Annotated in this window: 15 protein-coding genes; 10 read left to right on the top strand and 5 right to left on the bottom strand. The window is 70.1% G+C overall.

Features of this window, described 5'->3' with window-relative positions; genetic code table 11:
- The 4 genes from AB0I21_RS38635 to AB0I21_RS38620 all read left to right on the top strand — a co-directional run bounded on the left by AB0I21_RS38635 (nt 1) and on the right by AB0I21_RS38620 (nt 5,551).
- Nucleotides 1–822, top strand: a complete 822-nt coding sequence (locus AB0I21_RS38635; RefSeq protein ID WP_360568657.1) for a protein kinase — start codon at nt 1–3, stop codon at nt 820–822.
- Nucleotides 823–907: 85 nt separating this feature from the next.
- Nucleotides 908–2,926 (top strand): cation:proton antiporter, encoded by a 2,019-nt coding sequence (locus AB0I21_RS38630; protein WP_360568656.1) that lies wholly within the window; start codon nt 908–910, stop codon nt 2,924–2,926.
- 71 nt (nt 2,927–2,997) lie between these two features.
- Entirely contained in the window at nt 2,998–4,731 is a 1,734-nt protein-coding gene (locus AB0I21_RS38625) for a serine/threonine-protein kinase (RefSeq protein WP_360568655.1), read from the top strand.
- A gap of 175 nt (nt 4,732–4,906) precedes the next feature.
- Nucleotides 4,907–5,551, top strand: coding sequence for a CBS domain-containing protein (locus AB0I21_RS38620; RefSeq protein WP_360568654.1), 645 nt, complete (start codon nt 4,907–4,909; stop codon nt 5,549–5,551).
- Nucleotides 5,552–5,555: 4 nt separating this feature from the next.
- Here the strand turns inward: AB0I21_RS38620 and AB0I21_RS38615 are convergent, their stop codons facing one another.
- The 3 genes from AB0I21_RS38615 to AB0I21_RS38605 all read right to left on the bottom strand — a co-directional run bounded on the left by AB0I21_RS38615 (nt 5,556) and on the right by AB0I21_RS38605 (nt 13,694).
- Entirely contained in the window at nt 5,556–7,070 is a 1,515-nt protein-coding gene (locus AB0I21_RS38615; RefSeq protein WP_360568653.1) for a protein kinase, read from the bottom strand.
- A gap of 173 nt (nt 7,071–7,243) precedes the next feature.
- Nucleotides 7,244–10,474 (bottom strand): AAA family ATPase, encoded by a 3,231-nt coding sequence (locus AB0I21_RS38610; RefSeq protein WP_360568652.1) that lies wholly within the window; start codon nt 10,472–10,474, stop codon nt 7,244–7,246.
- Between the two features lie 124 nt (nt 10,475–10,598).
- On the bottom strand, nt 10,599–13,694 hold the full coding sequence (locus tag AB0I21_RS38605; protein ID WP_360568651.1) for a DUF3427 domain-containing protein: 3,096 nt from the start codon (nt 13,692–13,694) through the stop codon (nt 10,599–10,601).
- Nucleotides 13,695–14,033: 339 nt separating this feature from the next.
- Here AB0I21_RS38605 and AB0I21_RS38600 point away from each other — a divergent pair, with 339 nt between their 5' ends.
- From AB0I21_RS38600 to AB0I21_RS38590, 3 genes are all read left to right on the top strand, one after another.
- Entirely contained in the window at nt 14,034–16,085 is a 2,052-nt protein-coding gene (locus AB0I21_RS38600; RefSeq protein ID WP_360568650.1) for a hypothetical protein, read from the top strand.
- A 169-nt stretch (nt 16,086–16,254) separates the two neighbouring features.
- A complete protein-coding gene (locus tag AB0I21_RS38595) occupies nt 16,255–16,524 on the top strand; it encodes a hypothetical protein (RefSeq protein WP_360568649.1) in 270 nt (89 codons plus the stop codon).
- Entirely contained in the window at nt 16,494–16,826 is a 333-nt protein-coding gene (locus tag AB0I21_RS38590; protein ID WP_360568648.1) for a hypothetical protein, read from the top strand. Before AB0I21_RS38595 ends, AB0I21_RS38590 begins: the two co-directional genes overlap by 31 nt.
- 57 nt (nt 16,827–16,883) lie before the next feature.
- Here AB0I21_RS38590 and AB0I21_RS38585 read toward each other — a convergent pair whose 3' ends face one another.
- Nucleotides 16,884–19,040: a hypothetical protein gene (locus AB0I21_RS38585; protein WP_360568647.1), complete on the bottom strand. Its 2,157-nt coding sequence runs from the start codon at nt 19,038–19,040 to the stop codon at nt 16,884–16,886.
- A 167-nt stretch (nt 19,041–19,207) separates the two neighbouring features.
- On the opposite strand from AB0I21_RS38585, the gene AB0I21_RS38580 reads away from it, so the two are divergent.
- Genes AB0I21_RS38580 through AB0I21_RS38570 form a run of 3 tightly spaced genes read left to right on the top strand, consistent with a single transcriptional unit; the run spans nt 19,208 to nt 22,578 of the window.
- On the top strand, nt 19,208–19,720 hold the full coding sequence (locus tag AB0I21_RS38580; protein ID WP_360568646.1) for a SigE family RNA polymerase sigma factor: 513 nt from the start codon (nt 19,208–19,210) through the stop codon (nt 19,718–19,720).
- Nucleotides 19,717–21,072 (top strand): hypothetical protein, encoded by a 1,356-nt coding sequence (locus AB0I21_RS38575; RefSeq protein ID WP_360568645.1) that lies wholly within the window; start codon nt 19,717–19,719, stop codon nt 21,070–21,072. The genes AB0I21_RS38580 and AB0I21_RS38575 overlap by 4 nt, the downstream gene beginning before the upstream one ends.
- Before the next feature lie 9 nt (nt 21,073–21,081).
- Nucleotides 21,082–22,578 (top strand): hypothetical protein, encoded by a 1,497-nt coding sequence (locus AB0I21_RS38570; protein WP_360568644.1) that lies wholly within the window; start codon nt 21,082–21,084, stop codon nt 22,576–22,578.
- Here the strand turns inward: AB0I21_RS38570 and AB0I21_RS38565 are convergent.
- A complete protein-coding gene (locus AB0I21_RS38565; protein ID WP_360568643.1) occupies nt 22,573–23,355 on the bottom strand; it encodes an META domain-containing protein in 783 nt (260 codons plus the stop codon). The two genes, AB0I21_RS38570 and AB0I21_RS38565, sit on opposite strands and share 6 nt — an antisense overlap.
- Nucleotides 23,356–23,536: the final 181 nt, after the last annotated feature.

The following is a 23,536-nucleotide window of genomic DNA, read 5'->3' as shown; positions in this document are numbered from 1 at the left end:
ATGACCTGGAACCCAGAGGGGAGCGCCGCGCAGATGCACGGCATAGCCGACTACGAGTTCGTCCGGCCGCTGGGCTCCGGCAACAACGGGCAGTTCTTCCTTGCCCGGCGCCCGCAGCGGCTGCCGGTCGACGTCGAGTATGTCGCCGTCAAGGTGCTGTCGGCCGAGTCCACCGACACCGCGTTCCGGCGCGCGGTGCGGGAGCTGACCGCGTTCAGCACCGTGCAGTCCCCGCACCTGGTCGCGCCGTTCGACGCCGGCCAGCAGGACGGCAGCTTCTACTATTCGATGGAGTACTTCCCGGCCGGTTCGCTGGCCGCGCCCGCGCAGCCGGTGACGACCGCCGAGGCGCTGCGGGCCGTCGCCGACGCCGCCCGGGCGGCCGCCGCCCTGCACGCGGCCGGCATCGTGCACCGCGACCTGAAACCCGGCAACGTGCTGCTGCACCCGCAGGGCGGCAAGCTGTCCGACCTCGGGCTGGCGCAGGTCTTCGCCGAGGGCGTCACCATCACCGGGATGGGGCCGCTCGACTCGGTCGAGTACATCGACCCGGCCGTCCTCATGGGCGGTCGCAGCGTGCCGGCCACCGACGTGTGGTCGCTCGGCGTCATGCTGCACCGGGTCGTGGCCGGCACCGGCGTGCACGGCGACCTGCCCGCCGGCGACGGCCTGCTCGCGCTGCGGCGGGTCCTGTCGGTGCCGCCGCAGCTCAGCGACCGGCTCCCCGGGCCCGTCGCCGCCCTCGTCCGCGACTGCCTCGCCCCGGCGGGGGAGCGCCCGTCCGCGGCCACGGTCGCCACCCGGATCGACGGGCTGGCATGACCGGCCCGCAGCGGAGCGAGGAGCCGGTCATCATGGGCGCAGTTCTTCGGTCAGGGCGGCGCCGGAGCGCAGCGGAGGTGACGGCATGACCGCGCACGCCGTCGGGCAGCTGCTGCTCGGGCTCGCCGCCATCATGCTGCTGGCCCGTCTCCTGGGGGCGATCGCCCGCAAGCTCGGGCAACCGGCCGTCATCGGCGAGATCCTCGCCGGGGTGCTGATCGGGCCGTCCCTGTTCGGCACCACCGTCAGCGACCTGCTGTTCCCGATGGACATCCGCAGCGCCCTGGCCGGGCTCGCCAACGTCGGCCTGGTGCTGTTCATGTTCATCGTCGGCTATGAGGTCGACCTCGCCGCGGTCCGCGGCCGCCGGCGGGCCGCCGTGTCGGTGTCCATCGGCTCGGTCGTGCTGCCGCTCGGCATGGGCATCCTGCTGGCGCTGTGGCTGGCCGGCCACCACGGCGTCACGGACGTGGCGCCCTTCGCCCTGTTCATCGGCGCGGCGATGTCGGTGACCGCGTTCCCGGTGCTGGCCCGCATCCTCACCGACCGGGACATGCTGCGCACCGAGGTCGGCGGGCTCGCCCTCGCCAGCGGCGCGGTCGACGACATCCTTGCCTGGACACTGCTGGCCGGCGTCGTCGCGTTCGGCGCCGGCGGCGGTGACGTGCCGTGGCAGATCCTGCTCGCCGTGCCGTATGCGCTGGTGATGTTCCTCGTCGTCCGGCCGTTGCTGCGCCGGCTGCTGACCGCCCGCGACCGGGCCGGCCGGCTCACCCCGGACATCCTCGGCATCATGCTCGCCGGCCTGCTGCTGTCGTGCTGGGCCACCGAGGCGATCGGCGTGCACGCCATCTTCGGCGCGTTCGTGTTCGGTGCGGTCATGCCCCGCGCCGGTGGCGAGCAGCTGCGGCACGAGACCCTCGAACGGCTCGAACAGGTCAGCGTCCTGCTCCTGCTGCCGGTCTTCTTCGTCATCGCCGGGCTGCGCGTCGATCTGTCCACTGTGGGCGCGTCCGGCCTGACCGACCTCGCGCTGATCCTGGCCGTGGCGATCACCGGGAAGTTCGCCGGCGCGTACCTCGGCGCCCGGCTGAACCGGATCGCGCCCCGCCGGGCCGGGGCGCTGGCCACGTTGATGAACACCCGCGGCCTCACCGAGATCGTCATCCTCACGGTCGGGCTGCAGCTGGGCATTCTCGACGAGTCGCTGTTCTCGCTGATGGTCGTGATGGCTCTGGTCACGACCGCGATGGCCGGTCCGCTGCTCGCGGTCATCTACCCGAAGTCGGCCGTGGAGCGCGACGCCGCGGAGCTGCAGCGGGCCGCGCTCGGCGGCGCCGGCGCCTACCGCGTGCTCGCGCTCGTGCCCGCGGGCGCGGCGGCGGCACCGCTGGTCTCGCTCGCCACCGACATCGCCGCCCGCCGTGACCCGGCCGAGGTCGTCCTGAGCCGGGTCCTGCCGTACACGCAGGCCCGGGTCGAGGTCGGCACCGGCCTGTCCGGTGATCTGCTCGCGATGACGTCGTCCATGGCCGAGCTCGCCGATCTGGCTGCACCGGTGCGGCAGCGGGGACCGGCGGCGCCCGTGCTCGCCCGGTTCAGTGCCGACCCGGCCGCGGAGATCCTCACCCAGGTCGGCACCGCCGAGCCCGACGTCCTGGTCGTCGACGCCGGCCAGGCCGGTTACCAGGCGCTGCTCGACGCCGCCGGACCGACCCTGGTCACCGTGGTGACGGAGCCGCCGCAGTCGTGGAGCGCGGTGCTCGTGCGGGCCGGTGGCGGCTCCGGTGGTTCCGGTGGTTTCAGTGGTTCCGGCGGTTCCGACGGCGAGGCGGCGCTGCGCGTCGGTGCCGAACTCGCCGCCGCGCACGGCGTCGAGCTGATCGCGGACACCGGCGGCAAGCCGTCCCGCCGCATCGCGGCCGTCATCGAGGAGCTCGGCGCCCGCACCGCCCCGATGCCGGACCCGGCATCGGCGCTGGTCATCACCGCCGGTGATACGGGGACAGCGCATCTGCGGGTTCAGGGTCGCCGGGAGCCCACCGCAAAGCGCAGAATCACGTCGACCACAACGCCGACACCCGCGGGAGCACCACAGCGATGACGGGCAACCAGGCACCATCACCGGGATCGCCCCTCCGCCCGGGCGATCCCCGGCACCTGGGCAGGTACGCGGTGATCGGCCGCCTCGGCGAGGGCGGCATGGGCACCGTGTACCTCGCCCAGGCACCCGACGGCCTCCTGGTCGCGATCAAGGTGGTCCGCACCGACCTCGCCGACGACGAGGAGTTCCGCCGCAGGTTCCGCAGCGAGGTCGACCGCGCCCGGCAGGTGCCGCCGTTCTGCACCGCCGAGGTCCTCGACGCCGACCCCGACCACGAGATGCCGTACTTCGTCGTCGAGTACGTCGACGGGCCGAGCCTCGCCACCGTCGTGCGGGACAAGGGCCCGCTGTCCCAGTCGAACCTGCACGGACTCGCGATCGGGGTCGCGACCGCGCTCACCGCGATCCACGGCGCGGGCGTCATCCACCGCGACCTCAAGCCCAACAACGTGCTGCTCGCCGCCGGCAGCCCGAAGGTCATCGACTTCGGTATCGCCTACTCGGTCCAGGGCACCAGCGGGCACACCCGCACCGACCAGATCGTCGGCACCATCTCCTACATGGCGCCGGAGCGGTTCGGGTCGGCGGGGGCCGGCAGCGCGCCCGTCACCCCGGCGGCGGACATCTTCTCGTGGGGCGCCGTCATCGCGTACGCAGGCACGGGCCGGACCCCGTTCGGCTCGGACGCCGCACCGGTGGTCGCCGCGCGCATCCTCACCTCGCCGCCCGACCTCACCGGGCTGTCCGGGATGCTGCGCGGGCTGGTCGAGCAGGCCCTGGCCAAGGACCCGGCCGATCGGCCGACGGCCCGCGGGCTGCTGGAGCAGCTGCTCGGCCCGGGACCGGCGCGCTCACCCGACCTGGCAGCGGCGCTGGCCCGCCAGCCGGACCTGCTCGTCGCCGCCGAGGAGGCCCAGGCAACCGGCCAGACCGCCGCCGTCGTCCTCGGCGCGAACGAAACCACGCGGATCGCGCCGCCGCCCGGTCCTTCGGCGTCGCCGGTACCAGCAACGCCGGCGCCTGCGACGTCGGCTCCTGCGACATCGGCGCTTTTGACGTCGGCGCCGCCGGACCGGGGCCGCCGGTGGGGCCGGGCCGCGCTCGTCGTGGTCGCGGTCGCCGCGCTGGTCACGTCGCTCACCATCGTCGGCATCGCGTCCGGGGCGATCGACCTGCCCAGCGGTTCCGCCGGCCGGTCGCCGGCACCGAGCACGGTGGCCCAGAGCGCGTCGGCCACCGCCGACCCCCTCGGCCCGGTGATCATCGCCGACCCGCTCAGCGTCGAGAAACTGTGGCACCCCAAGGACGACAAGCCCAACAACGCCTCCTGCACCTTCGCGGGCGCGCTCATCGTCACCCGGAGCACCGGCGGCTCCTACCGCTGCCTCGGCCCGCAGGACGTCATCGCCGACTTCACCGCCACCGTCGACGTGAAGCTCCGCGAGGAGGGCAGCTGCGCCGCGGTCTGGTTCCGCTTCGACGGCTCCGGCTACGCGCTGCGCATCTGCGCCGACGCGTACTCGCTGGTGGCCCACGGCGCCACGGGCGCGGCCACGATCAAGGAGCTCGGCCGGTTTCCGCTCACCACCCCGATCGCCTACGGCGAAGCGACCACGGTCGGCATCACCGCCGCCGGGCCGAACCTCACCTTCACCCGGGACGGCCAGCCCGTCGGCAGCCTGACCGACACCATGTTCAACAAGGGCCGCGTCGTCCTCGGCATCTTCCAGGAGTCAAAGCCCGAAACCCCGCCGCCGTACTCCGTGCTGTTCTCCAACATCGAGATCCGCAAGCCGGCCGGCTGACCCTGCACGACGTGGCTCTCGGGTCCCGGCCGGTTGCAGCACGGTGTGCTGATCCGGTCGGCTGAGCTGCGCCGTGGGCTGATGAGGAGGTGCTGTCAGCGGGGTCGGCGACGTAGCGTTGGCTGGGCACAGCTGTTGTCGGCTCTTGCGTTGACGTACGCCAGAGGAGGACATCATGCCCTTGGACAAGATGATGGAGTCCGCCAAGCGTGGCCTGGCGACGGGCCGGGCCCGGATAGACGAGACGAAAGCCCAGCGGCAGCGTGACAAGCTGCTGTACGAGCTCGGCAAGGCCAGCTACGCCGAACACGCCGGCCACGCGACGCATGAGGCCGTGGCCCGGAAGCTCCGTGCTCTGGACGACCATGAGCAGGCGCTTCGTGCGAAGTATGAGCGGCGGGCGAGAGACATCATGCACCCGGGAGCCGAGTGCGTCAACGAGGGCGAGACCGCCGCGGCCGCCGCGCGGAAGATGCGCGAGCTCGGCGTCGGCTCCCTGCCGATCTGCGGCGCGGACGACCGGCTGCACGGCATCGTCACCGACCGCGACATCGTCGTGCGGTGCATCGCCGAGGGCCGGGATCCCGGCCAGGTCAGCGTGCGCGACCTGGCCAGGGGTGAGCTGGTCTGGGTGGATGCCGGCGCCGGCGTCGACGAGGTGCTGCATCAGATGGAGGACCGCCAGGTCAAGCGGCTGCCGGTCATCGAGAACCACCGCCTGGTCGGCATGATCAGCGAGGCCGACCTGGCACGCAACCTTGACGAACGCCGGCTGGCCGAGTTCGTCGGGAAGGTCTACGCGACGTCCGACGTTTCCTGAACCCCTAAGCAGACGGACTGGGCGGCCCAGTCGTCGCCGGGGCAGGCAGGTTCGCCCCGAGCTGGTCGGCGGGGGTGAGGACCGCCGCGTAGCCGGTGTCGGTGAGTGTGCCGTCCCGGTGCAGCTCGTTGAGCCGGGCGCGCAGACCGGCCAGCTCCATTGCGGCGAGGTCGTTGTTGCCGCGCGCGAGTTGGCCGGCGAGGTTGTCGAATCGGCGGTTCAGCTCACGCGCGGTATCGCGGTCCAGGCCGCCGCCACCGGTCTGGGCCTGCACGGCGGCGCGAGCCGCAGCCAGCGACGCCTCGACCGGGTCGTTCGTCGGGGCGCTCGGTGTGTCGCTCAGTGTGTCGGTCGGTGTCGGGCTCGGGGTGTCGGCCGGCGGGTCACTCGGGGCCGCGCTCGAGATGTCCGCGGACGGCAGGGAGCGGGTCGTCTCCGCGGGGGTGGTGGGCGTCGCGGCCGGGTGGCCGGATCGGTCCGGGAGGACACCGAGCGCGAACACGGCGACGGCCGCCGCACCGAGCGCCGTCATGGCGATCCCGGTCGAACGGCCGCCCCGCCGCCGGGCAGCCGGCTCGGGTGGCTCGCCGAGCGCGGGCAGGTTCTGCGTCGCCGGCCGTACCGGGGCGCGGCCGCGGATCGGCGCCTCGCCCTTGAGTGCGGCCGTTTCAGCGGTACGTGCGAGCACAGCCGTTCCGGTCCCGCCGGCGGCGCCGGACAGAGCCGCGCGGACCTGCGCCGCACTTGCCGGCCGGTCCATCGCGCGCTTGGCCAGCAGCGCGCCGACCAGCCCGGCAAGCCGCGGCGGCAGGCCGGGTCGCAGTACCGCCACCGGAACCGCCGCCTGGTGGATCTGCTGCCAGGCGATCTGCACCGGCGAGCCTTCGGTGAACGGCGGACGGCCGGTGAGCATCGCGTACAGCACGCAGCCCAGCGCGTACAGGTCGGTCCGGGCGTCGACGGGCTCGCCGAGGACCTGCTCCGGCGCCATGTACGAGCTGGTGCCGACCACGGTGGCGGGTGCGGTCAGCGCTGCCTGTGCCCGGTCGGTGATGCGGGCGATCCCGAAGTCGCAGACCTTCACCCGGCCCTCGTCGCTGAGGAGGATGTTGGCCGGCTTCACGTCCCGGTGTACCACTCCGGCGTCGTGCGCGGCCGTCAAGGCGTCGCACACCTGCTCGGCGATGCGCACCGCACGCCGCGGATCCAGCGGACCCCTGGCCAGCTCGTCGGCGAGGCTGTGCCCCTGGACCAGCTCCATCACGAGGTACGGCGTAACGCCGTCGACCCCGACGTCGTACACGGCGACGATGCTCGGATGCGACAGCCGCGCGGCGGTGTGCGCCTCGCGCTCGAACCGCTCCGGTATCGACGGATCCGCGCCGCCCTGGTCGTGGAGCATCTTCACGGCCACAGGTCGATCCAGCCGCCCGTCGAAAGCCAGCCACACATCGGCCATACCGCCGCGGCCGATGACCGATCGCAGTTCGTACCGGCCGTTCAACAGACGCCCCACCATGGTGGTTAACCTTGACACAATCGTCCTAATCACCCCATAGGGGCGTCACGACACGTCACGGTGGCCGGACGCCCGGCGTCGTCCTGCCCTGACCGGACGGCCGGGTGGCCGCGGATGCTTGAAGCCGCATAGATCGACGATCATCGCCGCGTGCCCGCCGCTGGTGACGCCGTTCAGGCGTCCTCCAAGTCCTCCGGGAGCAGGGTGGTCAGCGCTTCCCTGTCCATGTTGGCGGTGCCCCGCAGCCGCATCGCCTGGCGGCCGGTCATCGACTCCAGGAGCTGCCGGGCGGCGCGGGCGTTGCCGAAGGAGTCGTCGGGTTCGCTGGTGTCCGACGAGCGGGCGTCGAGCGCTGCCCGTACAGCTGCCAGGGTCTGCGGTGGGCACTGGTAGTGCTGCTCGGAGGCCATCCGGTGGAAGATGGCGACCAGCTCGTCGACGGTATACTGGGCGAATTCGATCCGCCGGCCGAACCTGCTGCGCAGGCCCGGGTTGGTGATCAGGAAGCGGTCCATCTCGGCCGGGTAGCCGGCCACCACCACGACGACCTCGTCCCGGTGGTCCTCCATCAGCTTCACGAGCGTGTCGACCGCTTCCCGGCCGAAGTCGTGGCCGGGGCCGTGGTGTGCGGAGAGCGTGTAGGCCTCGTCGATGAAGAGAACGCCGCCGCGGGCCTCCTCGAACCGTGAGGTCGTCTTGAGCGCGGTCTGGCCGACGAACCCGGCGACCAGGTCGGCCCGGCTGACCTCCACCATGCCGCCGTCGGCGAGGACGCCGAGCGCGGCGAGCAGCCGACCGTACAGGCGGGCGACCGAGGTCTTGCCGGTGCCCGGCGGGCCCACGAAGATCAGGTGCCGGCTCAGCGGCTGCGCCGGCAGTCCGAGCGCGGCGCGGTGCTGGGCCATCTCGACCTGCGCGACCAGCGTCGCCACTTCCCGCTTGACCGCGCCGAGACCGACCATCGCGTCGAGCTCGGCGAGGAGCCGCTGCGTCTCCTCCTGGTCGGCGACCCCCACGCCGGCGGCGATGCCCGAGGCCGCTCGCGCCGCCGTCACGTCCTCGGGCAGCAGCGTCGTCAACGCCGCCACGTCATAGGCGTCGTTGCGGGCTGAACGGCGAGCCAGGTTCTCCCGCATCGCCTGGAACAGCATCCGGGCCGCCCGGCCGTTGCCGAAGTTGGCGGCGCGGCTGAGCTGGATCATCGTCGCGGTCAACGCGGCGCGGGTCTCGCCGGGCACGACGTAGTCCTCGTCCACCGCGAACTTCTCGACGATCTCGACGAGTTCCTCGACCGTGTAGTGCGGGAAGTTGATCGTCGTGGTGAACCGGCTGCGCAGGCCGGGATTGACGTCCAGGAGCTTGCGCATCTCGTTCGGGTAACCGGCCATGATGACGATGACCTCGTCCCGGCGGTCCTCCATCAGCTTGATGAGCGTGTCGATCGCCAGCCGGCCGAAGTCGTTGCTGTCCTCGTTGCCGGATGCGGGCGCGAGCGCGTAGGCCTCGTCGATGAAGAGGACCCCGCCCCGAGCCCGCTCGAACGCGGCGAGCGTGCGCTTCTCCGTCTCGCCGATGTGCGAGCCGACCAGCTTCGCCCGGTCCGCTTCCTCGACGTGGTCGCGCGCGATGAGGCCGAGGGCGGACGCGATCGCCGCGTAGCGCCGCGCCACCTCGGTCTTGCCGGTGCCCGGCGGTCCCGTGAAGATCAGGTGCCGCTCCAACGACACCGGTGTCAGCCCACGCTCGGCCCGGCGCCGCTGGTAGTCGGCGAAGTCGACCAGCTTGCGCACCTCCTCCTTGACGCGACCCAGGCCGATCATGGCGTCGAGCGCGGCGAGCGCCGTGTCGAGGTGGGGGCCCTGCTCCGCGGGCGCTGCCTGGTCCGAGTTCTGTGTCGCCGCTGTACTGCCGGCTTGACCGCCCGCCGCCCGTCGTCCTTCATCGATGACAGGGCCGGCGCCGGCGGGCGCTGATTCGCGCGCCCCCTCGGGCAATGGGCCGACATGGCGTGCGAACGTGACCGGTTCGCCACCCCTGAGCCAGACGTCGTCCTCGGCGTTGCCGGTGGCGGTGCAGTCGGTCACCGCCATCTCGCCGCACGCGTCGAACTGGATGCCGTCGCGGCGGTTACCGGTGGTGGCGCAACGGATCAGCTCGCCGCTCGTGCCGGCTCCGACGTAGATGCCCACGATGCAGTCGGTGACGCTGACACCGGTCAGCGTGGCGCGCGCATTGCTCAGGGCGATGCCCGTCTGCCCACCGGAGTTGATCCGCACGTCGCCGGCGACCAGCCGGGCACCCTGCACGACGATGCCGGACCCCTCGGCACGCTCGATGCTCACGCCGGACACGGTCGCGGCGCCCTGGGAAAGGACGACGCCGACGCCGACATCGCGCAAGGCCAGCGTGTCCAGCCACACCTCGGCCGTCGGCCCCTGGATGCCGACCGCCGGCACGCTCTTGTCCGCGACGTCGCGCACCGTCCAGTGGGAGTACCTTCCCTTGGCGTTGGTCACGCCCAACGCCTGGGACGCGACCGACTCCATGGTCACGTGCTGCATGACAGGTGCCGCGTCGCCGGTCACCTGAACCCCCAGGCCGTTGATGCGCCGCAGCTGGAGGTGCTCGAAACGGGGCGTCGCACCCGCTTCGACCGCGATCGCGCTGGCTCCGTCGACCTGCTCGACGGTGCACTCCTCGAACGTGCCGGCGGCACCGCGGACCACGATCGCCTGCGCGGCGAGCTCACGCAGCCGCGCCCGCCGCACGACCGGCCTGGCGCCGTTCGCCACCATGATGGCCGGCATCTTGCTTCCGGTGACGGTCACATCGACGCACTCGCCGGACGCGCCGTTGTGCCAGTACAGACCGTTGCCGGCCGCACCGGTGACGGTGCAGGCGGACACCGCGACCGCCGCGTTGTCGGCCACGATCCCGCTCACCCCGACGGGGCCGATCGTGCACCGCTCGATGACGCCCTTCCCGTCGCGGACCTGAATGCCGTCCGCCGCGGTCGAACGCAGCGAGCATCCCCGTACGATGGCCGCGCCACCCCGGACGAAGACAGCCGAAGCGACGCCCTCCAACTGGCTGTCTTCGACGAGGATTTCGCCGGCGTCAACCAGTACCGTGGCAAAATCCCGGTCGTCACCAGCGATCGACAGCCCGCTCAGGACCGACGACCCACCACGGACGTGAACCGCAGCTCCCCGCGCCGACCGCCACCGCACAGAACCGGCACCGTCGCGGGCCTGGATCCGAACCGCCCGGGCCAGCACCACCGACTCCTGGTAGTCCCCCGGAAAGACAAGCACCGTCGCCCCCGCCGGCGCGGCTGCGATCGCCGCCGCGATCGACGGATACCCACCCGACCAGCCACGCGCGACTTGCAGCACCACACTCATTCTGTGCCCCTCCCGTGCGCCGCACTGTACCGGGACACGGCCAACCTGTGCCCGCCGCCGGAAGCTCAGGCACGGGCACTCAACCATCGATCGGAGACGGCGGTCTCCCACGCAGCGCCGACTACTAGCTGACTGCAGCAGCGAACGCGGCGAACAGGTCTCCTGAGAGAGGCGTTTCGAGCTTCCAGGTCACGGCCATTGGGCGATCACCCTCGTGCTGGACATAGGTAGCAGGGCCGAGGAACCAGAATGCCCGGTCATCAGCCCGAGTCCGCGCGAACAACAGGATTGAGCGGCCCATCGCCACGTGGTTGCAGTACCGCCTACCGGTTGGGCTGTCGCCAGACGTGGTGGACTGACTCTCCCAATGGATGAGGTCGGGGCTGATGGCGTAGTCGCGGTAGCGAGTGGTTGGGGAGAAGTCGCCACTGGTCTTGTCGAGGGTAAAGACGAACACGTCGGCACCGACGGCCTTTGCGTCGTAAACACCCTCGCGCCACCGGGGCGTCTTGGCCCCGGCACCCTCGCCGACTGCCGCCAGAATCTCAATGCGCGTGTACTGGCTATGCACCTGTAGTGGGACGTCGGGCAGCGCCTGGTGCTGCAGGTGGCTGGACGCATCGCCAAGGACATGAAGCAGATCGCGCAGCTCAACGATCACCTGAGGGTGTGACCAGAGCATGTCGACCGCAGATTGGAGCGAGGTGTCCTTCGTGACCACCTGATCCGCGAGGTTCGCAACGAGCATGTGCACCAGGCGCCGCTCGACGCCGCTCATCGTGTCGACCTTGGGTGGGCTCGTGTGCGCTAGCAGCGAGCGGTACTCATCAACCCGCTGACGGTCATCCACGTGCAGCATTCGGCCGATGCCACGGCGGAGGGCTTGTTCATGTGACCCCGCAGTAGCCACGGACAGGCCAGCTGCCTCGCGCAGCGCCGACCAGCCGCGGTTGCCGGCGTAAATATCCGTAACCTCGAGGCCCGTCTCGGTGAGGTAGCTCGCTATGGTCACCGTTGGTTGATGTTGAGCCAGCGCCCGGAGTTCGGCGACTTTGGACGGCCAACGGGACGGGATGGCCTCGCGAACACTGCGCAGGACGATGTCGCGCGCCACCCGGTCAAGCTCCATGTGGCAGCCGGCCGGTAGAAACGGGAAGCCTTCTGCGACGGCTCGTTCAAGGTCGCTGCGAGTGCCACCGAGAAGCGCTCGATACCGCTGATCGAAACGGAACTCGCGGCGGTGCATCCCGACGAAGTCCAGCGCCGTACAGACGCTCTTGCCTTTCGCGATCCGCAAGCCCCGGCCCAGCTGCTGCAGAAACAGCGTGGCACTTTCGGTGGGCCGCAGCATGAGCAGGGTGTCAACGTCGGGCACATCAACGCCCTCGTTGAACAGCTCGACCGAGAAGATGACCTGAAGCCTGCCTTCCTCAAGGTCCCGGATCGCGGACTCACGCTCCACGTCCGGCGTCTCACCCGAGACGGCAACGGCGGCCACGCCGAGCTTTTGGAACTGTTCGGCCATGAAGCGGGCGTGGGCGACGCTGACACAGAAGCCCAGGCATCGGATCGTCGAGACATCGGTTACGTGCTGGTCGAGTTGCTTGTAGACGAAGCGCGCCCATGCCATGTCGCTGGTGTAGATCTCCGTCAGCGCCGCATCGTCATAACCGCGCCCGCGGCGCCACGGCACCTCACGCAGGTCGATACCGTCGTGGATGCCGTAGTAGGCGAACGGCGCCAGGCGGTGCTGTTCGATGGCGTCCCACAGGCGCAGTTCCGCTGCGATGCGATCGCCGAACCAGTGCAAAAGCGGTAGGCCATCGGCCCGTTCTGGCGTGGCGGTAAGTCCGAGCAGCTCCTGCGGCTTCAGATCTTCCATGATGGCGCGGTACGACGGCGCCGCGGCGTGGTGGAATTCATCGATGATGATGACGTCAAAGTGGTCCGGAGCGAGGTGCTGCAGCCCGTTGGCCGCCAACGTCTGCACAGACGCAAAAACCTGGTTGAACTGGGCGGGTCGCGCACCTCCAACCCACTTCTCGCCGAACTCGTAGTCGCGCATCACGTGGCGAAACGTCGCCATGCTCTGATCGAGGATGCGCTCTCGATGTGCAACAAACAGCAGCCGTGCCCGAGGCAGCTTCTGCCGGAGCCGCGCATAGTCAACTGCTGCCATCACTGTCTTGCCCGTGCCAGTGGCCGAGACCAGCAGATTGCGATGATGTCCCCGCGTGCGTGAGAGCTCGATGAGCTCAAGCATCCGCTCCTGGAACGGCTCAAGACGGACCTCCAGTGGACTCAGCACCGGAACAGTGCGTCCGTCGGACCGTCGGGATCGGTCGAGGGCCTGCTGAAAGTCTGCCTGGACGTAGGGAACGAAGTCGCCGCTTTGCCAGTAGCTCTCGAAGACGGCATCGATCTTCTTAATGACGTCTAGGTTGCGAGCTGCCGACACTCGGACGTTCCACTCCAGGCCGGCCACCTGGGCAGAGTGGGTGAGGTTGGATGATCCGACGTATGCCGTACTGAACGCTGACCGACGGTGAAACAGCCACGCCTTGGCGTGGAGGCGGGTCGTGGTTACGTCGTAGGAGACCCGGACTTCGGCGCCGAGATCGGCCAGCAGATCGAGCGCCTTACCTTCGGTCGAGCCGGTGTAGGTGGTCGTCAGGACCCGTAGCCGTCTTCCTCGCGCGCAATGCTGCCTGAGTGCGTCAATGATTGGCCGTAGACCGCTCGTGCGGATGAACGCCATCACCAGGTCGATGGCGTCCGCTGACTCAATTTCGGTGAGGACCTGACTGCCGACTCGGGGTTCGCCGGGCGCGTTGGTGAGCAGCGTCGTATCAAGCAGTGGAATGAGTGGTCGTCCGGCACTACGGACGGAGCCGTCAGGTTGCCGCTCACCGACGGCGGTTAACACCTCACCGGGCGCCAGTGGCGATTCGAGCGCCGGGCCAGTTCGGGGCAGTTGGGTGCCGAGCGCTTCAAGGAGACGCCGCGCCACGTCGACGCCGGTCGCAACTCGGTCGGCTTCAGGCACGGCATCGAGGGCTCGCTCCACCTGCTGAGCGATCAGCAGCGCGATCCGATCGGCTGCGTCGGCCGACCGCAGACCGTGCCGCTTGACGAGTCCCTGGTCGACGCTCAACAACCGCTCTTCGAGGGCCTTCGTTACGACGATCTCGTAGAGCCCCGCAGGCACGTCGTTAGCCACCGCATCAGTTTGCCCCAGGGCGGCCGTCGCCGATTGCGGCAGGACCGCGATCCAAGCCGTCCGCAACCAAGCGGTGTCCTGTTCGGTCCCCGCGGCGAGCGGCCCGAACCTGTCGAGGCGTTCGTCGAGCAGTCGGTGGATTCCGAGGTGTACCGGCGGCTGGCAACTGACGTGAGCGGCGAGGCAAGGTAGCGAACCGGCTGGTATCGGTTGACCACATGGCGTGATGGGTTCGCGGGTTTGACTGAAGGCTGGACGGCGGGGGCTGCGGTTGTATGAGGCATGCGTTTATCCCGCTCGCGTCGTGTCCTGGCAGGTGCCTTGGCGGGTGCCGTTGTCGTGGCGACGTTGTCGTTTTCCGAGACCGCTGCGCAGGCCGATCCGGGGGACCGGCCCATCGCGTTTACGAGTAGCAGTACGGGATACCCGGCCGACAGATGCAACACGGACCTTGGGCCGGCGCATCTCGTCATGGACAACATCAGTGCAGGTGCGGAAATGTCGGGCACGGCCACCATGGCGGGCCGGGGTTCCAACGACTTCTATTTTGAGCTGAAGTTCGTCGACAATTCGTACAGCGTCGTCGAGGACCTCGCGACCGTCGGGTATCAGCGCGTGCAGGGTGTGTACACGACGGTCGACTTCACGTTCACGGCGCCCGTGGCCGGGAAGCTTGTCGGGTGCCGGTCGGCGGAGGTCGATGAGGCGGGGGTGTCCGGCCCGGCGGGGAAGGTCACCGGGACGGTCAAGGGTGACGGCGGGCCCAGCGCGACGCCGGTCATCACCGTGACGGGCAATTCGGTGGCGTTGAAGGCGGTCGACATCGCGCCGAACACGGGCCTCATCAGCTGGGACGTGTACGCGGAGGGCGCCGCCGACCCGGTCGCCGAGCGGGACGGTGCCGAGGCGACCGTCGCCGGGCTGGCGCCCGGCAGGTACGAGGTGAAGCTGAGCTTCTGCACGGTGTCGCCGCCGCTGTACTGCAAGTTCGCGACCGGGACGTTCACCATCACGGCGCCGGTGGATTTCGAGGTCGTCGAGATTCCCGGAAGGGCGTTGTCGCGTCGGTTGGTGGTGTCGAGTCCGGCCGTCGACACCTCGTACACGTGGAGCGTCAACGGCACACCGCTCGGTGAGAGCGGACCGAGTGTGGTGTGGAATGCGCCGCTGCCGGGGACCTATGAGATCGCGATGACCGCCACCAAGAACGGGACCGGGCGGACCGTGCGGCGGCAGGTCACGGTCGGTTATCGCATCGACGTGGTTGACACGCTTGCCAATGGGCTCGTGAAGGGTCTGGTCGCGGATCCGAAAGCGCCGTGCGACGGGGCCCGGACCGTCTTGACCGTGACGTCGGACATCGGGATCTGGGCGACGCTGCGCACCGCGGCGTCTCCGGCATTGACGAGTCCGCCTGTGCCGGGTGCCACCGCGGAGCTCGGATTGCTGCCGCCGAACGGGGTCGCGACGTGGACCGGCGGGTGTTTCAACAAGGCCGGGCAGAGCTTCTGGGTCGACGCCGACATCGCCGACAGGCGGGCGCTCGCGGCGACTGCGCTGGCCGGGTTCCTGAGCTCCGTCTCGGGCGGCAGCATCGACGTGAACGCGATGGCGCGCGCCATGACGTACTGGGAAAGCGTCTCGGAATGGCCGCTGCCGAACACCCGCGCCGCCATCGACGAGATGGTTCGGATCGCCCAGGGCAAGGGCAAAATCGCCGTCGCGGGTGGGTACCTGTATGCGGCGCTGACGCTGGAACCGGAGGCGACCAGGCTGCGCGAGTTCCTGGCCTCGATCCTCGGGGCGATTCCGGTCATCGGTGATTTCGCGCAGCTCGCGGAGGAGGTGACGAAGGCGTGGCTCGGGCTCGGCGCCGACCCGTACAAACTCGGCGACCGCGCGACCAAGGAGCAGCTGGAACGGCGCCAGGCAAACCTCCAGGAACGCCTGCCGGACCAGGAACAGAACGTGCTCGACGCGACCACCAAGAAGGCCGAGAAAGACCTTCGGCTCAAGGAGATCGACGACGACATCAAGGCCGTCAAAACGGATCTGGACGCGCGCAAGGCCGAACGCCTCGCGCTCGTGTGCCCGCCGAAGGTGCAGCAGTGCCTGCTCAAGCAGCGGCAGCTGGACGGTGAGATCCAGCGGCTGACGGCGAAGCTGACGAATCTCGTGGAGAAGGCCCGCCCGTCGGCGTTCGAACGGGCCACCAAGGCCGCCGCGAAACTGCTCGAAGAGGAGAAGGCCCTCGCCGCGATGACCAAGGCCATCAAGGTCCTCGGCACGGTCGTGCAGCTGCTCAACCAGCTCGCCATGAACGCGGAGCTGGCCATTCGCCTCATGCAGGGGCAGCGCAAGGGCACCATGGAGTTCCGTACGGGCATCTGAGACTGCTCAAGACTTGGTCAACCCATCGGCCGAAACGCCCAACGCTTCGACGGTTGTCCCTACCTTCATCGGTATCGGGGGCTGTACCCGCGGCACGCCAGCGCTGCTGTGCCGCGGCGGCCTCCACCCCATCCGCACAACGGGGGAACCGATGAAACGCATGCTTGCGATGGCGGCCGTACTGTTCGCGCTGACCGGCTGCTCGGACCAGCTCGGCGACCGCGGCGGCGACGAGGGCGCCGCACCAGACAAGATTTCCGATGTCGACTACATCGAGGTGTACCGCAACGCGGATAACTTCCCGAATGTGGCCCGTGTGTGCATTCGCGGGATAGCGTTCGCGGCCACCTCCAGCGGCGCCCGCGGCGAGGACTCCTACGCCGCACCGGACCTCGTCCGCGTCCCCGAATGGGACCCGACCTGCCCGGCCGCGAAATGAAGCGCCTGGCGCTGGCCGCGGCATTGGTACTGGCGCTGGCCGGCTGCTCCGAACAACTCGGCGACCGCGGCGGCAAGGAAGGCGCCCCGCCCGACAAGATTTCCGACGTCGACTACATCGAGGTCTTCCGCAACGCCGACAACTTCCCGAACGTGGCGATGGTCTGCGTCCGAGGGATCGCGTTCGCGGCGACGGCGAGCCGGGAGGGAATGAGCGCGCCGTCGCTGCTTCGGGTGCCGGAATGGGACGCGCGCTGCAAGACGGTGTCGCCTTCTTCGGCGAGCCCGTCCCCGTCCGCGTGACCGGCGGAGTCCGGCAGGGCCGCGATGCGCGACGCTGCCGGACTCCGCCGGCTCAGGTCAGTACAATTCCTCGGTGGACTCGTGGCCCTCGTTGTAGCCGAGAATGACCCTGGGATTGGTCTCCCATTTGATCGTTCCGGTGTCCCCCTCGACCACCCTGAGCCGCACGGGGGTGCAGTGCTGCAGGGTGAGCGTGTACGACTTGCCCGAGGCGATCTCGGCGATGATGCCCAACGGTTGGTCGTTGAGGTTGTAGGCATAGACGTACATCGTGTGGCTCGTGCTGCTGTTCTTGAAGGTGATGCTCTTGTACAGCGGCATGGTGGTGGTCCGGGCGACGGTGACCGTCTTGATCGTGGTTCGACCGTCCGGGGCGTAGGCGGTCAGCGTGTAGGAGACGTTGCCGTCGTGGGTGCCGCCCCCGACCTCGTCCGACCACTGGAACAGGTCCCTGGTCTGGTCGTACAGGACGCTCCCGCCCCGGGAGACCACGACCCGGCTCGCGCCGCTGGTCGACCACTTCAGGGTGACGGAACGCGGTACACACGCCTCGGCCGACCCGATCGACGAGGTGAACGTGTCGATCACCGGCGACCCGCTCGTCCCCCCGGTGCCCGACACGGCATCACCGCGGTCGTAGCGGGCCTTGATCGGGGCCACGTAGAACCGGTACCCGGTCAGGGCCGGCAGGCCGGTGATCGTGTACGTCACCTCGCCGCCGGTGCCCGGACGAGCCGCCACGGTCGCGGAGCCGGTCACGGCGGTGTCGGTGTAGCGCCCCCACGTGACCAGGTAGTAGTCCTCGCCGTCGGCGTTGTCGGTCCACCGGATGGTGATGCTGTTGTCGGTGCGGCCGGCCATCGTCAGACCGGTCGGGCGGGGCAGCGCCGGGAATCCGGTGGTCACGCAGACCTCGGCCGCCGCCTCGCTGAGGTCGTTGAACGCGATGACCCGGTAGCAGTACCGCGTGTCCGGCGTGACGGCCTGGTCGGGGTACGTCCGCCTGACGTTGTTCGGGTCCCGCCAGATCTCCTGCCACGGCCCGCCGGCCACCGACCGTTCGATGCGGTGACCGGTCTCGCTGGACGAGTTGTCCGTCCACTCCAGCTCGACCAGCTTGGACGTCAGGTCCCACTCCTGGAAGGGCAGGATCGTCGGGGCCACGACCGGCGCCGGCACGTTGTAGGTGCGGCATCCCAGCAGGGTGTTGCTGCCGCCGTACGAGCGGTTGATCGCGTACGCGCAGAACGAGTGGTCGCCCACCGTCATGCGCGCCGGCAGGGTCAGGTCGTAGCCGTGCGCAGCCCCGTACTCGCCGGGCACGTCCGGGCGGTTCCCGTTCGCGGTCACCGAGCCGGCGTACACACCGCTGTCGTAGAAGTGCACGTCGGTCGGGGTGCGCGGCTCGTCCGGGTCGACCGACCAGCCCCACACGCGCACCTTGTCGCCGGTGCGCGTGACGCCGTCGAGCGCGCCGAACGGGTCGTGCTTCACGGTGTACTGCCGGCAGCCCAGCAGCGTGTTGACACTGCCCGCCCCGACGTTGATGGCGTAGACGCAGATCGTGTGCGCCCCGTCGCCCGGCCGCTCCGGAACCCGGACGGTGTAGCCGTGCGAGGTCCCGTAGTTGGGGTAGCCGGCCGGCGGCGAGGCCAGCGGGCCGTCGGCCCGGGCGGTGCCGGCGAACGCCCCGTCGTGGTACAGGTGCAGGTCCACCGCACCCGTCGTGTCGCCGTCGATCGCCCAGCCCTTGAGGATCAGGTCGGTCCCGGACCGGTCGAACGAGTCGATCCCGCCCACCGGGTCGACCGCGACGGCCAGGCTGACGCAGCCAAGGTGGGTGCTCCCGCCGACGGGACTGGTGGTCACCGCCAGGGCGCACACGTTCGAGCCGGCCCGCGCCGGCACGGTGCCGGAGAAGCCCCCGGTCCGAGCCGCGTCCAGCGTGCCGACGATGACGTTGTCGATCATGACGCTGACCCGGACCAGATAGCCGCCCGGGTCGGTCGCCCAGCCGACGACCGCCACCCCGCCCGGCACCCGGGTCGCGCTGGTCAGGACGCCCTCCGGATCGACCGGCTCGGTCGGGTTACAACGCGGTGGCGGTTTGGGCACATCGCAGTTCAGCGCCGCCCGCGCCGGGTCCCCCGGCACCACCAGCCCCACCCCCAGGGCCACCAGCCCCACGAGCGCGGCCCGAAGTAGTCGTTTCAATCGATTCTCCTCGAAGTGTCGAACTCACACTGCCGCTTGCGCCGCCAGCGTGACCCCGCCCACATTCAGAACCCGTGCATTCCACGTGCACGCCCGGCTGGATGACGAACAGGTTCCAACCTGACCGTGCTGTGGAGGCATGTACTCCAACGAAGGGGAGGAGCCGCGTGGAGGACGAAGAAGGATTCCGGGAGTTCGTGCGGGCGCGGCTGCCTCGGCTGTCCCGTGCTGCCTACCTGCTTGCCGGCGGGCACGCGCAGGCCGAGGACCTGATCCAGGCTGCCCTGATCAAGACGGCCACGCACTGGTCCAAGGTTTCCAGGGCCGGGGATCCCGAGGCGTACGTGCGGAAGATCCTCTATCACGAGCATGTCCGCTCCTGGCGGAGGCGGCGCTTCCTTGAGCACACGACGGCCAGCGTTCCTGAGAACGCGGCCGTCAGTGGCGATGAGACCGGCAGGGCGGAGCTGCGGGTCGTGCTGGAGCAGGCCCTGGCCAAGCTGACCAAGCGGCAGCGGGCGGTTGTGGTGCTGCGGTACTTCGAGGATCTGTCCGAAGTGGAGACGGCGCAGGTCATGAGGACGTCGGTGGGGACGGTGAAGAGCCAGACCAGTCATGCGCTGGGGCGGTTGCGGGTGCTGGCGCCGGAGTTGGAAGACGTGATGGAGGTGTGGTCGTGACGCGGCGGCTCGCGGAGGTGCTGGGGGACGTCGCCGAGCAGGCCAAGCTGTACGACCTCACCGACAACGCCATCAAGGTCGTGCGGCGGCGCCGGCGGGTGCGCAAGACCGTCGTGGCGATGGTGACGATGGTGGCGGTGCTCGTCGGGGTGCTCGCGTTTGTGCTGCCGTCCGGCGGGCCGGGAAGGCCGGAGGGCGGGCCCGGAAGGCTCGACGGGGAGCCGTCGAGCAAGGTGCTGCCGCTGCTCGAAGCGCCGACGCGCGGATCCCTCAAAGATGACGCCGCGTTCCTCGACGCGGTGTTGGATCGGGTCGTCGACAATCCATCCGCCTTTGGATTGCCGAGCGATCGTGCGCGGTTGCGGGTGCTCTTCGCCGGGGATCTGCCCGGGAACCGGAGGGTGGCGCTCGTCGCCGGGGTCACCGCCGTGCCGCGGATGGTCCACCTCACCGCGTCAGGGAAGGCGGCGGCGAAGGAGCTGGAGCTCACCGGCTGGTCCGATGTGGAGGATCCGGTCGTCCGCGACGATTGGCGCAACGACAAGAACCAGGGCTACGCGCTGCTCTTCGGGCCCGCGGACTACGAAGTCTCGGTTTCGGAGGCGCCGCGGTACATGGAAGACGGAACAATCCAACGGACGTGGGAGCCTGAGCCGGCGGGGTACATCGTCCGCGACACCAGCACGTTGCCGCGTGGGCTGCGGGTCCGCATGAGCAAGGGCGACGTCGTGTTCTACGAGGCGCCCGTCGCCCCGCCCGGCACCGTGCGGGCGGAACGGATCGACCCGAGCCCGCTGTACGGCCGCGGCAAACCCGCTCCGAGGGCGGCGCAGGTGGCGGCGGACGCGCTCGCGTACAGCACCGGGCTGGTCGGACCGGGCATCCAATACGTGGTGCTGTGGAGCGACGACTTCGCGGTGCCTGACGGCGTCGGCCAGATCGCCACCGTGATGGCGGTGACTGAGCAGGGCGGCGGGCCGTACATCACCATCGCGACCGACACGAGCCCGGAACCCAACGGCCGCAACCACCCGACCGGCGCCGGCGTTTCGGGCAACCCCGAGCACACCGTGATCGCCATGCGCATGCCCCACTTCGACGACACGGCGCCGGACACCCTCCAGATCGTGGCGCCGCCGCAGGCCGTCCGGGCCGACCTGCTGAAGGGCGAGGAGGTGTTGGCGACTGTACTGCTGAGCAACGGCCTCGGCCGGGTCGAACTGCCCGGCCCGCTCCAGCTGACCGTCCGCGCCCTCGACGCCCAGGGCAAGGTCATCGCGCAGCGCGCCTTCGCGGACCTGACCGGCAACCAGCCCTCCGGCGGCTACGAGCCGGAGATCCACGGCTGGTAGAACCTCACCATGCTCGACATCATGGTCCGTGCCCGGAAACTCGCGGAGTGGGTCGGACCGGGAGGCCGGCCCGTCACGGCCAAGGGTGTGCCGCGGCCGGCCGACATCCCGGCGGCCGCGGCGGTCGTCGGCGTCGAGGTGCCCGCGCGGGTCAGGTCCGCCGCCGACATGGAGGGCCTGCACCGGCCGTGGACCGCGGCGGTCGCCGCCGGGTACATCAGCATCGACGGCAACAGAGCGACGCTGGTCGACGGCCCCGGCCGTGATCCGGCCGACGCGTGGTGGGACGCGCTGCTCGCCGTCCTGGCGGTGGAGTCCGACGACCCGCGGGACGAGGGCGCGTTCATTGCGTGCGCCGAGGTGCTGGCCGCCCTGGTCGACGGCGCCAACCTCGCCAGCCTCGACGACCTTGTCGACGAACGGCTCTGTAACCGGTCGCCGCGGGAGTTTCAGGCGGTGTACCGGGCGTTCCGCCGCGGTGTGCTGCCGGTCGCGGGGGCGCTCTCGCTGCTCGCCGAGTTCGGCGCGGTCGATGATCACGGCCGCCTCACCGAGCTGGGCCGCGAGACGGCCGTACGCTTCGCCGTGCCGCCACCCGTGTCGCCCGACCTGCCGGCCGCCGAACTGCTCGCCAGGCTACGGGGTACGCCCGACGCCGACGCCTGGCGCATCACCTGGCGCTGGCTCGATGGCCGCGACCTCGCCGCGACCGTCGCCGAGCTGCTCGCCGTCGCCGAGGCCGGCGGCGCCGCCGACCGGCTCGAAGCGTTCGGTGTCATCGCCGCGATCGGCGACCCCGCGCGGCCCTTCCTGCGCCGGGCCTCGTCGCACCCGATGCTCGCGGTGCACGCCCGGACGACGTTGTCCGACGAGGGGCCGTCCGAGGCGGACCGGTGCTGGCTCGCCGTCGAGTGCGCGCTCGCCGAGGACGACCCGGAGGAGCGCTACCACCTGGTCGAGGAGTGCGGCGGCACGGCGATGATCGAGGCCAGCGACCACCCCGCCCGTGCCCATCTTCTCGATCTGCTGCAGGCGTCCGGCCGTCCGGAGATTCCGGTGTACGAGCTGCTGGTCGCCCTCAGTCGCACGGTCTGGCGCCGCCTGCGCGTGCCCGGCCCGACGACCCTGGAAGTGCTCCACGCCGCGATCCAGGTCGCGTTCGACTGGGACGACGCGCACGTCCACCTGTTCGAAGCCGGCGGCCGGCAGTACAGCGACGTGTACTTCAACCTGGAAGAGTCGGAGGACGAGTCAGCGGTCCGCCTGTCGAAGCTCCTGCCCGGCCGCGGCGCGCGGATGACGTACGTCTACGACCTCGGCGACAGGTGGGAGCACACCATCACCGTCGACCGCATCACCGTCCCGACGGATCCGGGTCCCATCACGTGTACGGCCGGCGCCGGCGACGCCCCGGTCGAGGACTGGAACGAGGACGACGGCCCGGACACCACGCCGTTCGACCTCGACACCATCAACCAGCGACTCGCCCAACTGACGTCATCATGAGGGTGACGGCGTCACGCGTCCGGCGGTGAGGCGCAGGCCGGTGCCGTCGGCGGCGGTCAGCGTCAGGTGGCTGGCCTCGATCCGGAACTGCACCGTGCCCTGCAGGACGTGTAGCACCTTGCTCTCAACGATGCCTGCCTCGCTGCACGCCTTGCGGGTCGAGGCCATGGCGGTGAACGTGATCGTCTCGGTGTCGACCGTGTACGTGCCGGTGAGGCTGTTGCAGCCGCCGGAGCCGGTGACCTTCCCGTCGATCGTGAAGGTCAGGTACGCGCGCACACCGGCCGGCACCGAGCCGGAAGTCTGCCCGTCGACCAGCGTGTCGACGGTCCACTCGGGACCGACGAGCTGCGCGTCCGGCTCTGCCACCGTGCGGTCGACGAAGTTGATCGTGGTGCCGCCGCCCTCCAGCACCAGATCCGCGCCCTCAAGGCGTAACTCCGGGCCCGCCTGCAGGAACGTCGTGAACCAGTTGTCCTGCTCGCCCCGCTGCGGCTCGCACCCCATGGCCGTGCTCTCGACCTCGCTGACGACCAGCCGGCCGCTGTCGATCCGCGCAGCACCGCTGATGGAGTTGCAGCCTGCCCGGAAGCCGACCTTGCCGTCGCTGAACCGCAGCTCGATCTGGGTGCCGGGGACGAGCGGGCGGCTCGCCGACTGCGACAGGAACGTCCGCCCCCACGGCCCGCCGCCGCCCGCCGCATTCCCGCGGGCGCACCCGGCCAGCCCGAGGGCCGACAGGAGCACCACCACCAGCACGGTCCCCAAACGCCTCATGCGCCCTTGGACGCAAGAGCCCGCCTCGCGGTTCCAAAGGCGAACATCCGGACAGGATCGACCCCGCCACCGCTGGTAGCACGGACCTAGGGCGCGTTTCATAACGGGTCAGAGCCACTCGCCGATGATGGTGATGGTGAGGACTGCCTGCCAGCGGACGGCGAGTTTGTCGTACCGAGTG

Source organism: Dactylosporangium sp. NPDC050588 (assembly GCF_040654975.1).
Taxonomy (GTDB): domain Bacteria; phylum Actinomycetota; class Actinomycetes; order Mycobacteriales; family Micromonosporaceae; genus Dactylosporangium; species Dactylosporangium maewongense.
This window is presented reverse-complemented; position numbering and strand designations above follow the sequence as displayed.